Annotated in this window: 14 protein-coding genes and 1 pseudogene; 10 read left to right on the forward strand and 5 right to left on the reverse strand. The window is 72.0% G+C overall.

Going from position 1 to position 13,307, the window contains the following annotated elements; all coding sequences use genetic code 11:
• Window positions 1-38: 38 nt before the first annotated feature.
• Window positions 39-379 (forward strand): annotated as a pseudogene (locus ACWDZ4_RS25065) (3-phosphoshikimate 1-carboxyvinyltransferase); the annotation flags it as partial.
• Between the two features lie 56 nt (window positions 380-435).
• On the opposite strand, the gene ACWDZ4_RS25070 reads toward ACWDZ4_RS25065, so the two are convergent.
• The gene (locus ACWDZ4_RS25070) at window positions 436-942 is read right to left on the reverse strand and encodes a DinB family protein (RefSeq protein ID WP_451510633.1); all 507 of its coding nucleotides are present in this window, start codon (window positions 940-942) and stop codon (window positions 436-438) included.
• Between the two features lie 129 nt (window positions 943-1,071).
• On the opposite strand from ACWDZ4_RS25070, the gene ACWDZ4_RS25075 reads away from it, so the two are divergent.
• From ACWDZ4_RS25075 to ACWDZ4_RS25105, 7 genes are all read left to right on the forward strand, one after another.
• Window positions 1,072-1,872, forward strand: a complete 801-nt coding sequence (locus tag ACWDZ4_RS25075) for a hypothetical protein (RefSeq protein ID WP_451510634.1) — start codon at window positions 1,072-1,074, stop codon at window positions 1,870-1,872.
• 47 nt (window positions 1,873-1,919) lie between these two features.
• Entirely contained in the window at window positions 1,920-3,173 is a 1,254-nt protein-coding gene (dxr, locus tag ACWDZ4_RS25080; RefSeq protein WP_451510635.1) for a 1-deoxy-D-xylulose-5-phosphate reductoisomerase, read from the forward strand.
• Window positions 3,170-4,471, forward strand: coding sequence for a M50 family metallopeptidase (locus tag ACWDZ4_RS25085; RefSeq protein ID WP_451510636.1), 1,302 nt, complete (start codon window positions 3,170-3,172; stop codon window positions 4,469-4,471). Before dxr ends, ACWDZ4_RS25085 begins: the two co-directional genes overlap by 4 nt.
• Before the next feature lie 139 nt (window positions 4,472-4,610).
• A complete protein-coding gene (ispG, locus tag ACWDZ4_RS25090; RefSeq protein ID WP_451510637.1) occupies window positions 4,611-5,765 on the forward strand; it encodes a flavodoxin-dependent (E)-4-hydroxy-3-methylbut-2-enyl-diphosphate synthase in 1,155 nt (384 codons plus the stop codon).
• 124 nt (window positions 5,766-5,889) lie between these two features.
• Entirely contained in the window at window positions 5,890-6,735 is an 846-nt protein-coding gene (locus ACWDZ4_RS25095; RefSeq protein WP_451510638.1) for a GNAT family N-acetyltransferase, read from the forward strand.
• 26 nt (window positions 6,736-6,761) lie between these two features.
• The gene (locus ACWDZ4_RS25100; RefSeq protein WP_451510639.1) at window positions 6,762-7,334 is read left to right on the forward strand and encodes a GNAT family N-acetyltransferase; all 573 of its coding nucleotides are present in this window, start codon (window positions 6,762-6,764) and stop codon (window positions 7,332-7,334) included.
• A 70-nt stretch (window positions 7,335-7,404) separates the two neighbouring features.
• Window positions 7,405-9,111 carry a proline--tRNA ligase gene (locus tag ACWDZ4_RS25105; protein WP_451510640.1) on the forward strand — a complete coding sequence of 569 codons (1,707 nt, stop codon included), beginning with the start codon at window positions 7,405-7,407 and terminating at the stop codon, window positions 9,109-9,111.
• 58 nt (window positions 9,112-9,169) lie between these two features.
• On the opposite strand, the gene ACWDZ4_RS25110 is transcribed toward ACWDZ4_RS25105, so the two are convergent.
• Window positions 9,170-9,775 (reverse strand): TetR/AcrR family transcriptional regulator, encoded by a 606-nt coding sequence (locus ACWDZ4_RS25110; RefSeq protein WP_451510641.1) that lies wholly within the window; start codon window positions 9,773-9,775, stop codon window positions 9,170-9,172.
• Between the two features lie 89 nt (window positions 9,776-9,864).
• Between ACWDZ4_RS25110 and ACWDZ4_RS25115 the strand changes: the two genes are divergently transcribed.
• Window positions 9,865-10,746 (forward strand): NAD(P)-dependent oxidoreductase, encoded by an 882-nt coding sequence (locus ACWDZ4_RS25115; RefSeq protein ID WP_451510642.1) that lies wholly within the window; start codon window positions 9,865-9,867, stop codon window positions 10,744-10,746.
• A gap of 6 nt (window positions 10,747-10,752) precedes the next feature.
• Here ACWDZ4_RS25115 and ACWDZ4_RS25120 read toward each other — a convergent pair whose 3' ends face one another.
• Genes ACWDZ4_RS25120 through ACWDZ4_RS25130 form a run of 3 tightly spaced genes read right to left on the reverse strand, consistent with a single transcriptional unit; the run spans window position 10,753 to window position 12,655 of the window.
• On the reverse strand, window positions 10,753-11,649 hold the full coding sequence (locus ACWDZ4_RS25120) for an aminoglycoside phosphotransferase family protein (RefSeq protein WP_451510643.1): 897 nt from the start codon (window positions 11,647-11,649) through the stop codon (window positions 10,753-10,755).
• A gap of 35 nt (window positions 11,650-11,684) precedes the next feature.
• Entirely contained in the window at window positions 11,685-12,125 is a 441-nt protein-coding gene (locus ACWDZ4_RS25125; RefSeq protein WP_451510678.1) for a ferritin-like domain-containing protein, read from the reverse strand.
• 17 nt (window positions 12,126-12,142) lie between these two features.
• Complete coding sequence (locus ACWDZ4_RS25130) at window positions 12,143-12,655, reverse strand: hypothetical protein (RefSeq protein WP_451510644.1); 513 nt, start codon at window positions 12,653-12,655, stop codon at window positions 12,143-12,145.
• A 154-nt stretch (window positions 12,656-12,809) separates the two neighbouring features.
• Between ACWDZ4_RS25130 and rimP the strand changes: the two genes are divergently transcribed.
• Window positions 12,810-13,307 (forward strand): ribosome maturation factor RimP, encoded by a 498-nt coding sequence (gene rimP, locus ACWDZ4_RS25135; RefSeq protein WP_451510645.1) that lies wholly within the window; start codon window positions 12,810-12,812, stop codon window positions 13,305-13,307.

Raw genomic sequence — 13,307 nt, forward strand, 5'->3', positions numbered from 1 at the left:
ACGCCGGTACGTCCACAGGGCGAAACGGTCCGCCGCCCGTGCCGGCGCCGGCGGCCATCGCGCCGTACGCCGCCGGACCGGCCCGTGTCGAGGACGTGGCCAACACCCGCGTGAAGGAGTGCGACCGGCTGGAGGCGTGCGCGGAGAACCTGCGCCGGATGGGCATCACGGTCGCCACCGGCCCCGACTGGATCGAGATCCGGCCCGGCACCCCCGCCCCGCCGAGACCGCGACGCACGGCGACCCCCGCATGGCGATGTCCTTCCCGGTCACGTCACCGCGCGCCGCGCCCGGCGTCACGTTCGACGGCCCCGGCTGCGTACGGAACACCTTCCCGGCCTTCCACGAGGTCCTCGCGGCGCTGCGGCGAACCGGGTAGCCCGCGGACGGAGCGGTGCCACCGCCCACGCCGGAGCCCGCCGCACGCCGCCCGCCTCACGCCCCGACGGCCCCGTCGATGCCCTCCCGGAGGAAGTCGGCATGGCCGTTGTGCCGGGCGTACTCGTGCATCAGGTGCAGCATCACCAGCCGCAGCGACACGTCCTCGCCCGTCTTCGCCAGGTGGCCGGTCACGTCCAGCGACGCCGCCTCCCGCTCGATGCGGCGCGCGTGCCCGACCTCCGCCTGCCAGGCCGCGAACGCCTCCGACCGCGTGGCGGAACCGGCGTCGTACGCCACCTGGAAGTCGCCCTCGTCCGACCACACCAGCGGTATGTCCTCGCCGTTGATCACCCGCCGGAACCACGCCCGCTCCACCTCGGCCATGTGACGCACCAGCCCCAGCAGTGACAGCGTCGACGGCGGCATCGACCGCCGGCGCAGCTCCTCGTCGGTCAGCCCGTCGCACTTCATGGCGAGCGTCGCGCGGTGGAAGTCGAGAAAGGCACGCAGCGTCTCGCGCTCACCCGCGGTCAGGGGCGGATCGATTCGTTCGGTGTTCAAGGGGAAGGCCTCTCTGTACGGGTCTCTACGGGTCTCTACGGGACCGGGAGGGGCGGAGCCATGGAGCCGGCCGCCCCGTGCACCACCACCGTGCGGTCACTCACGCATCAACAGAACCAGAGGTCAGGCATGTTCGGGGCGGGTAAGCAAGGCAGGCTGCGGCGCGGGGCGGCTCTCGCGATGGGCGGTGTCCTGTTCGCGGGCGCGGTCGCGTGCGGCGGCGACGGTGGCGGGGGCGGTGGCGGAGGCGACGACGGCCAGGACGACAAGAAGCCCGGGGGCCGGGCCGGGACCACCGCGAGCGCGAGGGGGCCCAAGGTGCTCACCGAGGCGCAGCTCACCGCCGCGTCCTTCACCGACGGGGAGACGGTCGGCGGGTACACCGCGTCCGAGCTCACCCTCGGCGCTCCCCACGGCGACGACTACACCGCCGACCCCGCCGTCTGCCAGCCCCTCGTCAGCCTCGCCGCCGACGTCACCGACTACGACCTGAGGACCGAGGTGAGCCGCAAGGTCGACGACCCCGGTGCGACGCTCGGCCTCACCGTCGACGTCCAGCTCCGCTCGTACGGAGACGGCGACGCGGCCCGCGTCATGAAGGACCTCGACAAGGCGGGCAAGGAGTGCGCCGGCGGCTTCAGCGAGGAGCGGGCCGTCGCCAGGGGCACGTACCTCGAGGCCGAGCCGGTCGAGGCGCCCGGTTTCGGGGCCGGCGCGGACGAGGCCGAGGCGTACCGCTTCACGATCCTCGACGCGAAGCGGAAGCTCAAGCTCCATGAGTACCTCACGGTCGTACGGTCCGGCTCGGCCACGCTCTCCTTCCGCGCCGACATCCCCGGCACCGAGGACGCCAAGGACACCGGGGGAGTGCCGCGGGAAGTCCTGGACGCCCAGTGGGCGAAGTTCCGGGCGGCGACCGGCGCCAATTGATCCGGGCGCTGTCCGGCCGGTGAGCCATTGCGGTGACAATGGGGGGCATGAGCGACAGCCCAGCCCCCCTCGCCGACCCGCACATCGCCTTCGACCCGTCCGAAGGCCGCCGGGACATCGTCGTCCTCGGCTCCACCGGGTCCATCGGCACCCAGGCCATCGACCTGGTGCTCCGTAACCCCGACCGCTTCCGCGTCACCGCGCTCTCCGCGGCCGGCGGCCGGGTCGGCCTGCTCGCCGAGCAGGCGCGGCAGCTGCGTGTCCACACCGTCGCGGTCGCCCGCGAGGACGCCGTGCCCGCCCTGCGCGAGGCGCTCGGGGAGCAGTACGGCACCGGCGAGCCCCTCCCCGAGATCCTGGCCGGCCCCGACGCCGCCACCCTGCTGGCCGCCTCCCCGTGCCACACCGTGCTCAACGGCATCACCGGATCCATCGGCCTCGCCCCGACCCTCGCCGCCCTCGAAGCGGGCCGCACCCTCGCCCTCGCGAACAAGGAGTCGCTGATCGTCGGCGGCCCGCTGGTGAAGGCGATCGCCAAGCCCGGCCAGATCATCCCGGTCGACTCCGAGCACGCCGCGCTCTTCCAGGCCCTCGCCGGCGGCACCCGCGCCGACGTCCGCAAACTCGTCGTCACCGCCTCCGGCGGCCCCTTCCGCGGCCGTACGAAGGCCGAGCTCGCCCACGTCACCCGTGAGGACGCCCTCGCCCACCCCACCTGGGCGATGGGCCCGGTGATCACGGTCAACTCCGCCACCCTGGTCAACAAGGGGCTGGAGGTCATCGAGGCGCACCTCCTCTACGACATCCCCTTCGACCGCATCGAGGTCGTCGTCCACCCCCAGTCGTACGTTCACTCGATGGTGGAGTTCACCGACGGCTCGACGCTCGCCCAGGCGACACCGCCCGACATGCGCGGCCCGATCGCCATCGGCATCGGCTGGCCCGGACGCGTTCCGGACGCCGCCCCCGCCTTCGACTGGTCCAAGGCTTCGACCTGGGAGTTCCACCCGCTCGACAACGAGGCGTTCCCCTCCGTGGGACTCGCCCGCCACGTCGGTACGCTCGCGGGCACGGCCCCCGCGGTGTTCAATGCCGCCAACGAGGAGTGCGTCGACGCGTTCCTCGCCGGGCGGCTGCCGTTCACAGGAATCGTGGATACGGTCGCCGAAGTCGTGGCCGAGCACGGGACTCCCCGTACGGGAACCTCGCTCACGGTCGCGGACGTCCTGGAAGCCGAGGCCTGGGCACGAGCCCGGGCCCGTGAAATCGCAGCACAGGCAACAGCGGAGGCTCGCGCATGACGACGGTCCTGTTGACGGTCCTCGGGATAGTCATCTTCTTCGCCGGGCTGCTCTTCTCGATCGCCTGGCACGAGCTCGGTCACCTCTCGACCGCCAAGCTCTTCGGCGTCCGCGTGCCGCAGTACATGGTCGGCTTCGGCCCCACCATCTGGTCGCGCCACAAGGGCGAGACGGAGTACGGCATCAAGGCGATCCCGCTCGGCGGCTACATCCGCATGATCGGAATGTTCCCGCCCAAGGCCGACGGGAGGATAGAGTCCAGGTCGACCTCCCCGTGGCGCGGCATGATCGAGGACGCCCGCTCGGCGGCGTACGAGGAACTGCGCCCCGGCGACGAGACCCGCCTCTTCTACACGCGCAAGCCGTGGAAGCGCGTGATCGTGATGTTCGCCGGCCCCTTCATGAACCTGATCCTCGCCGTGGCGATCTTCCTCGGCGTCTTCATGACGATCGGCCTGAACCAGCAGACGACCACGGTCGACCAGGTCGTCCCCTGCGTGGTCGCGCAGAGTGAGAACCGCGACTGCCGCACGAGCGACCCCGCGTCGCCCGCCAAGGCCGCCGGCCTGCAGAAGGGCGACAGGATCGTCGCCTTCGACGGCAAGCCCGTCGAGGACTGGGCCACTCTCTCGGAGCGCATCCGCGACACCGTCGGCCCCGCCTCGATCACGGTCGAGCGCGACGGCCGGGAGAAGGTCCTCCAGGCGGAGCTGATCGCCAACAAGGTGGCCAAGAAGGACGCCCAGGGCCAGCCGGTCGCCGACGAGTACGTCGAGGCGGGCTACCTCGGCTTCGGCCCCGGCACGGCCGTCACTCCGCTGTCCTTCAGCGACTCGGTGGACCGGATGGGCGTCATGATCGAGTCCGGCGTGGACTCGCTCATCGCCCTGCCGTCCAAGGTCCCCGACCTGTGGAACGCCGCGTTCAACGGCGAGGAGCGCAAGGCCGATTCCCCGATGGGCGTGGTCGGCGCGGCCCGCGTCGGCGGCGAGATCCTGGGGCTCGGGCTGCCCATGGAGAACACCGTCGGGATGATGCTGTTCCTCATCGCGGGGTTCAACCTCTCCCTCTTCCTCTTCAACATGCTGCCGCTCCTGCCGCTCGACGGCGGACACATCGCGGGAGCCCTGTGGGAGTCGCTGAGGCGCAACGTGGCGAAGGTCTTCCGACGGCCCGACCCGGGCCCCTTCGACGTCGCCAAACTGATGCCCGTGGCGTACGTCGTCGCCGGGATCTTCATCTGCTTCACCGCCCTCGTCCTGGTGGCGGACGTGGTGAACCCTGTTCGAATTTCCTGATACGAGCGGTTCACCGGCCGCCCGCGATGGGGTGGTTTCGCCGACGTGATGTGCTCCGGGGTTTCGAGGTGACGTAACCTCGATCCTCGGAGCCCGCCGATCTCGGGACCTTGATCCACACCTTGGGGTTGCACAGCAGATGACTGCAATTTCTCTCGGAATGCCGTCCGTTCCGACGAAGCTCGCCGACCGTAGGGTCAGCCGCAAGATCCAGGTCGGATCAGTGGCGGTCGGCGGGGACGCACCCATCTCGGTGCAGTCGATGACGACGACCAGGACCTCCGACATCGGTGCGACGCTTCAGCAGATCGCGGAGCTGACCGCCTCGGGCTGCCAGATCGTACGGGTGGCCTGCCCCACCCAGGACGACGCGGACGCGCTGGCGACCATCGCCCGCAAGTCGCAGATCCCGGTGATCGCGGACATCCACTTCCAGCCGAAGTACGTGTTCGCCGCCATCGACGCCGGATGTGCGGCGGTCCGGGTGAACCCGGGCAACATCAAGCAGTTCGACGACAAGGTGAAGGAGATCGCCAAGGCGGCCTCCGCCGCCGGCACCCCGATCCGCATCGGCGTCAACGCCGGATCGCTCGACGCCCGCCTGCTGCAGAAGTACGGCAAGGCCACCCCCGAGGCACTCGTCGAGTCCGCCCTGTGGGAGGCGTCCCTCTTCGAGGAGCACGGGTTCGGCGACATCAAGATCTCGGTCAAGCACAACGACCCGGTCGTGATGGTCAACGCCTACCGCCAGCTCGCCGCGCAGTCCGACTACCCCCTGCACCTCGGTGTGACGGAGGCCGGACCGGCCTTCCAGGGCACCATCAAGTCCGCGGTCGCCTTCGGCGCGCTGCTGAGCGAGGGCATCGGCGACACCATCCGGGTCTCGCTGTCGGCCCCGCCGGCCGAGGAGGTCAAGGTCGGCCTGCAGATCCTGGAGGCGCTCAACCTCAAGCAGCGCCGTCTGGAGATCGTGTCCTGCCCGTCCTGCGGGCGCGCCCAGGTCGATGTGTACAAGCTCGCCGACCAGGTGGCCGCCGGTCTCGACGGCATGGAGGTGCCACTGCGCGTCGCCGTCATGGGCTGTGTCGTCAACGGCCCCGGCGAGGCGCGCGAGGCGGACCTCGGAGTCGCCTCCGGCAACGGCAAGGGGCAGATCTTCGTCAAGGGCGAGGTCATCAAGACCGTCCCGGAGTCGAAGATCGTCGAGACCCTCATCGAAGAGGCGCTGAAGATCGCCGAGCAGATGGAGAAGGACGGCGTCATGTCCGGCGAGCCCGAGGTCTCCGTCAGCTGACGCCCCGCGGACCGACAGCAGTGGAGCCCCGCCCCCGGCCGGGCTCCACTGCCGTTCCGCGACGCCCCGTGGACAGGCCAGGTACAGTGCGGAGATCAGAAGACCGTACGGTGAGGCCCCTCACGTGTTGACTCAGACCACTACCCGGGTCCTCGGCCCAGGCGACCTCGGCGCCGCGCTCGCCATCCTCGAAAGTGAGCCCGTCGCCAACGCCTTCGTGGCCTCACGCGTCCAGGCCGCCGGGCTCGACCCCTGGCGCCTCGGCGGCGAGATGTGGGGCTGGTACGCGGACGGCCGGCTCCGCTCGCTCTGCTACTCCGGCGCCAACCTCGTCCCGATCTGCGCGCCCCCCGAAGCGGTACGCGCCTTCGCCGACCGCGCCCGCAGGGCCGGCCGCCGCTGCTCGTCGATCGTCGGCCCCGCCGAGGCCACCGGGCAGCTGTGGCGGCTGCTCGAACCCAACTGGGGCCCGGCCCGCGAGGTGCGCGCGCACCAGCCGCTCATGGTCACCGAGCAGCCCTCGCCCGAGGTCCGGCCGGACCCCCGCGTCCGGCGCATCGGCAAGGACGAGACCGACGTGATCATGCCCGCGTGCGTGGCGATGTTCACCGAGGAGGTCGGCGTCTCGCCGCTCGCCGGTGACGGCGGGCTGCTCTACCAGGCGCGCGTCGCCGAACTGGTCGCCGCCGGGCGGTCGTTCGCCCGTATCGAGGACGGCAAGGTCGTCTTCAAGGCCGAGATCGGCGCCGCGACCCCCCGGGCCTGCCAGATCCAGGGCGTCTGGGTGGCCCCCGAGTTCCGCGGCCGCGGCCTGTCCGAGACCGGCATGGCGGCCGTGCTGCGCTACGCGCTGGCCGATGTCGCCCCCGTCGTCAGCCTGTACGTCAACGACTTCAACACCGCGGCCCGCGCCTCCTACCGCCGGGTCGGCTTCCGCGAGGTCGGCGCCTTCATGAGCGTGTTGTTCTGACGTTGCCGCCCAGTAGGGTGCGCTCCATGGCACCTCTTTCCGGGGGCGAACCCCACAGCCCCGCCGTAGTGGTCGCGCCGGTCGATCTCGCCGCGCGCGTGGACGAGGCGCTCGCCGTCCAGGCCCTCGCCTTCGGGCTCACCGACGAGGAGATCGGGGTACGCCGTCACATCGTGCTGCGGCACCTGCTCAGCCCCGGCGCGCGGGCGCTCGGCGCGACGACGCCCGACGGACGGCTCGTCGGCTTCGTCTACGGGATGCCCAACGACCGTACGCACTGGTGGTCCACCGTCGTCGAGCCGTACCTGCGCCGCGCCGGCAACGACGACTGGCTCGACGACTCCTTCGTCATCACCGAACTGCACGTCGACCCCGCCCACCAGGCACGCGGCATCGGCCGCGAGCTGATCACCACCCTCACCGACACCGCGTCGCAGCCGCGTTCCATCCTCTCCGCGATCGACATCGAGAGCCCGGCCCGCGGCCTCTACCGCGCGCTGGGCTACGTCGACCTGGCCCGCCAGGTGCACTTCCCGAGCGCCCCCAGGCCGTACGCCGTGATGGGCGCGCCCCTCCCGCTGCGCCGTCACGGCGCGTAACGGATTTCCCGGTGCCTGTGCTGCCCGGCTAACCTCCTAGCCATCACACTTTTCTTCGCAGGAGTTCACCATGGCCCAGGTCCAGCGCATGTCCCGTCTGATGGTCAAGACACTGCGTGACGACCCGGCGGACGCCGAGACGCTCAGCCACAAGCTGCTGGTGCGCGCCGGGTACGTCCGCCGGAACGCGGCGGGGATCTGGACCTGGCTCCCGCTGGGCAAGAAGGTCCTCGACAACATCTCGCGCGTCGTGCGCGAGGAGATGGACGGGATCGGCGCCCAGGAGGTGCTGCTGCCGGCGCTCCTGCCCAAGGAGGCGTACGAGGCGAGCGGCCGCTGGGAGGAGTACGGCGACCTGCTGTTCCGCCTCAAGGACCGCAAGGGCGCCGACTACCTGCTCGGCCCGACGCACGAAGAGATCTTCACGCAGACCGTCAAGGACCAGTGCACGTCCTACAAGGACCTGCCGGTGATGCTCTACCAGATCCAGACGAAGTACCGCGACGAGGCGCGTCCGCGCTCCGGCGTGCTGCGCGGCCGCGAGTTCCAGATGAAGGACTCGTACTCCTTCGACACGACGGACGAGGGACTCGCCGAGTCGTACGCGCTGCACCGCGCCGCGTACCAGAAGATCTTCGCGCGTCTGGGCCTCGACTTCCGCATCGTCTCCGCCGTGTCCGGCGCGATGGGCGGCTCGGCGTCCGAGGAGTTCCTGGCCCCGGCCGCGGCGGGCGAGGACACCTTCGTGGACTGCCCGTCCTGCGACTACGCGGCCAACACGGAGGCCGTGACCTTCAGCCCCGCCGCCGTCGCCGCCGCGTACGACGACGCGGAGCACGGCCCGGTCGTGGAGCTGGACACCCCCGACACCCCGACGATCGAGACCCTCGCCGACCACCTCGGCGTACCGGCGTCCGCGACCCTCAAGAACCTGCTGGTCAAGGTCGACGGCGAGATCGTCGCCGTCGGCGTCCCCGGCGACCGCGAGGTGGACCTCGGCAAGCTCGGCGAGCACCTGGCGCCCGCCGTGGTCGAGCTGGTCACGGCCGAGGACTTCGTGGGCCGCCCCGACCTCGTACGCGGCTACGTCGGCCCGCAGGGCCTGGAGAAGGTCCGCTACATCGCCGACCCGCGCGTCGCCGCCGGCACCGCCTGGATCACCGGCGCCAACAAGCCCGACACCCACGCATCGAACGTCGTCGCGGGCCGTGACTTCCAGGTCGACGACTACCTGGACGTCGTCGTCGTCGAAGAGGGCGACCCGTGCCCGAAGTGCGGCGCCGGCCTCAAGCTCGACCGCGCGATCGAGATCGGCCACATCTTCCAGCTCGGCCGCAAGTACGCCGACACCTTCCAGCTCGACGTGCTCGGCCAGCAGGGCAAGCCGGTCCGCGTGACCATGGGCTCGTACGGCATCGGCGTCTCCCGCGCCGTGGCCGCCCTCGCCGAGCAGTCCGCCGACGACAAGGGCCTGTGCTGGCCGGCCGAGATCGCCCCGGCCGACGTGCACGTCGTCGCGGCCGGCAAGGCGCTCCAGACCGAGCTGGCCGTCGAGGTCGCCGACAAGCTGGGCGCGGCCGGTCTGCGGGTGCTGGTCGACGAGCGTCCGGGCGTCTCACCGGGCGTGAAGTTCACGGACGCCGAGCTCATCGGCGTACCGAAGATCCTGGTGGCGGGCCGCCGCAGCGCCGAGGGCGTCGTGGAGCTCAAGGACCGCCGCACGGGCGAGCGCGAGGAGCTGACGGTGGACGAGGCGATCGCCCGCCTGACCGCCTGACGCGAGAACGCGACGAGGGCCCCGCGCTTCGGCGCGGGGCCCTCGTCGCGTTCTCGTGTCAGCGGTACGAGTCGATGAGCCGGGCCAGGTGCCGGCCCGCGATCTCCAGCGGCTCCGCGCTGCGGGAGACCTGGGCGGCCAGCTCGGCGCCCTCCAGCGTGTTGATCACGGTGTACGCGAGCGCGGGGGCCTCCTCCTCGGCCACGCCCGCCTCACGCAGTTTGTCCGACACCACCGTCCGCCAGCGCGCGAACGCCTCGGCGGCGGCCCGCCGGATGTCCGGGGCGCTGCCCGTCGTACCCACGACCGCCGAGGTCACCGGGCAGCCTTCGGCCCAGCCCGAGGCGCGCAGGCCCTCGGCGAGGGCCCCGGTCAGCGCGAGGACGGCCTTCGCCGGGTCCTGCTCGCCTTCGAGCGTCTCGCGCAGGATGTCGGTGAACTCCTGGTCGCCGTGGTGTACGGCGGCCACGGCCAGCTCCTGCTTCCCGCCGGGGAAGAAGTGGTAGACGGAGCCCAGCGTGGCCCCGGCCTCCCGCGAGATCTGCTTGATCCCGGTCCCTTCGTACCCCTGCCGCTGCATCAGCCGTGAGGTCGTCCGGACGATCCGCTCGCGCGTACCCGGCCCCGGCCCCGCTCCCGCGTCCTGCTCCGCCTTGGTCTTCACACGCCGAGCATACCGAATAGAGCGTTCGTTCCAGAGTCCGTGCTAGGTTCTTTCCTGGATAGAGCGTTCGTTCTAGAGGGAGATTTCGCATGCGTGAGCAGCAGCGGTCCGTGACCGTGATCGGCCTCGGCCCGATGGGGCAGGCCACGGTGGGCGCGTTCCTGAAAGCCGGCCACGAGGTGACCGTGTGGAACCGGACGGCGAGCCGGGCCGACGAACTGGTGGCGAGGGGAGCGCGCCGGGCGGCCACGGCCGAGGAGGCGCTCGCAGCCAACGAACTGGTCTTCCTCAGCCTCACCGACTACGACGCGATGTACGCCGTCCTGGAGCCGGCCGCCGCGTCGCTGGACGGACGGGTCCTCGTCAACCTCAGCTCCGACACCCCCGCGAGGGCCCGCGCGGCCGCCACGTGGGCGGCGGGGCACGGCGCCCAGCACCTCACCGGCGGGGTGCAGTCCTCGCCCTCGACCATCGGCGGGCCGGACGTGTCGACGTACTACAGCGGTCCCAAAGACGTCTTCGAGGCCCACCGGGACACCTTGAAGGTGCTCACCGGCACGGACTACAAGGGCGAGGACCCCGGCCTGGCCGCGCTCTTCTACCAGCTCCAGATGGACATCTTCTGGACGAGCCTGGTGAGTTGGCTGCACGTTCTCGCGGTGGCCGACGCGAACGGCATCACCGCCGGGGAGTTCCTGCCGCACGCCTCGGAGACGTTCGCCTCGATGCCGGACTTCCTCCGGTTCTACACGCCCCGGATCGACGCGGGGCACCACCCCGGTGACGTCGACAGGCTCGCCATGGGCGTGGCCAGCGTCGGGCACGTCCTGCACACCACGCGCGACGCGGGCGTCGACCCGGCGCTGCCCGCCGCGCTGCTCGACATCTTCGAGCGGGGCATGGCGGCCGGCCATGCCGGCGACAGCGTCACCAGCCTGGTCGAGGTCTTCAGGAAGGCGGGGGCGCGGTAGCGGCCGCTACAGCCAGCCGGCGAACTCCAGCAGCAGTTCGGCGTCCTGGTGGCGGCCGGCCGCGGCCGCCCGTACGCCCGACTCGACCGCACGGAACAGCGTCCAGCCGTGCAGCCTGGCCCGGTCCACGTCCAGGGAGTCGGCGAGCTTGTTCACCCGGCGACGGGTGGCGGACGCGCCCGCCGCCGTCGCGACGAGGTCCTCGACCCGGTCGCGGACCAGCCGGGCCAGGTCGTACGCCCGCTCCCCGACCAGCGGGTCGGGCCCGACGGCCAGCCACGGGGACCGGTCGCCGGCGAGCACCTTGCCCTGTCTGAAGTCGCCGTGCAGCAGCAGGAGTTCACCGGCGGACGCCGTCAGCTCGTCGCGCGCCGCGAGGGCCGCCTCGACCAGCGGGGCGAGCGCGGGACCGGCGGAGCGCATCGCCGCCGCCTGGCGGGCCGTGCGCCGGGCGACGGTCTCGAAGGGGTGGTCCGCGGGCGGCTCGACCCACAACCGCCGTACGGTCCCGGCCGCTTCGAGCAGCGCCTTGGCCTCCGGCAGGGAACGCAGCGAGACCTCGCTGTGCAGCCGCTCCAGGAGGAGTTCGCCGTTCGTTTCCTCCCGGTCGAGCAGCTGGACCGCTCCCCAGCCGTTCCAGTGCGCCAGCGCCGCCCGCTCCAGGCCGGGCCCGGCCCCCTCGGGCGCGATCTTGAGCGCGGCCGGAGTGCCGTCCTGCTGCCGTACGAGGACGACCAGGCTGCTCCTGCCGCCGGGGTTCTGCACCCGCTCGACGGTCAGCTCCCGCCGGGACACGGCCTCCGCGGCGAGCTCGGGCAGCTTCCCGAGCCAGTCGGCGGCCGCCGCGTCTCCGTACACCTCGCCCAGCGCTCGTACGAGACGCTGCGGCGCTTCACAAAGCATGCGTGTGGTGTCCCCTTCAAAGGCCGGCTCGAAGCTCACTGCTTGCGGCTCGTGACCGGGGTGGTCAGCTCGGCGAGCCCAGGAAAGGCTACGCCGCGTCCCCGCCAGCGCACCGCCCGCACCGCTGCCTCCCGCAGCGCCCCCGCCGCCTCGCGCCGGAGCGGCCCGGCGGCGGCGCGTACGAGATCGGAGTAGACGCCGGCCACCCGGTTCTCCAGCTCGGCGGCGAGCCGCAGCGCCGCGGCCGCGTCGGGCACCGGGAACGGCAGGGCGTACGCGGCGGCTGCGGCCACCGGGGTGGCGCCCAGGCCGCGCACGGTCCGCTCCAGCGCGTCACGCCGCGCACGGTGGGCGTCGTACGCCTCCCGCGCCTCGTCCCTGCGCGCGTCGGCGACCCGGCCGCCGACGACCCCGTACCCGTACACGGCGGCGTGTTCGGCGGCCAGGGCGGCCTGCACGGCCTCCACCGCCCGCATGCCGGCCGGCGTCCCGCTCACCCGTCGCTCCCCTCGGTCGTCAGCAGATACACGTGCGCGGCGCCGGCCGCGGCGACGGACGCCAGCAGCCGTGCCAGCTCCGCCGGCGCGTCGAGGAGAGCCGCGGTGTGCGCGTCGGCGCCGCGCCGCTCCTCGGCGGCGAGCTCCTTCAGCGCGGCCTTCGGCTCGGCGGCGACGACCGGGGGCGCGGCGGCACGGCCCGCCGGACCTTCGCCCCGCAGTACGTCCGTCTGCCTGGCCACCGCTTCGCGCAGCGGTTCCAGCCGGCCGGCGGTGGAGGGGTGGGCGGCGATGACGGCGTCGTAGTGCGCCAGGAGCGTCCGCCGCACCCCCGCGGAACGCTTCCGCAGCCCCGCCTCGGCCCGCGCGGCCGCGGCCCTGGCCCCGGCGGCGGAGCCTTCCGTGCCCCGCGGAGCCGAATCCTCCGTACACCCGGCGGTCAGCAGCAGGGCGGCCGCGGCCCCGGTCGCCGCGAGCGCACCCCTGCGTGTGGTTTCCGTGCGCCGCACGTGTGTCTCCCTCGGGCCTCTGCGGTGATCACCGCAGGCGAGCGTACCTGCGGCCGTCCGGCAGGCGGACGGCAACACCCCTCGGGACCGGATACCCTTTGATCTGACACGCGACGATCCACACAACAGCACACGCGGCCGAGGAGTCACCCGGATGAGCACCACCCAGAGCGACAGGCTGCGCGCACTGCTGGAACCACTGGTCAGCGCAGAGGGCCTCGATCTGGAAGACATCGAGGTGTCCCGGGCGGGCCGCCGGCGCCAGCTGAGGATCGTCGTCGACTCCGACGAGGGCGTGGAACTCGACGCCTGCGCCGAGCTGAGCCGCGCCGTCTCCGAGAAGCTCGACGAGACGGACGTGATGGGCGAGGGCGAGTACGTCCTCGAAGTCAGTTCGCCGGGCGCCGACCGCCCGCTGTCGGAGCGCCGCCACTACGTACGGGCCACCGGCCGCCTCGCCAAGCTCACGCTGAACGACGCCACCGAGCTGGTCGCACGCATTCTGGCCGTGGACGACGAGGGACTCGACCTCGAAGTGCCGGGCGTGAAGGGCCGCAAGCCCACCGCCCGCCGGGTCGCCTTCGCGGACATCGCCAAGGCGCGGGTGGAGATCGAGTTCAACCGCAAGGACAAGAAGGAAGAGGAGGCGTAG

Source organism: Streptomyces sp. NPDC003016, from assembly GCF_053591455.1.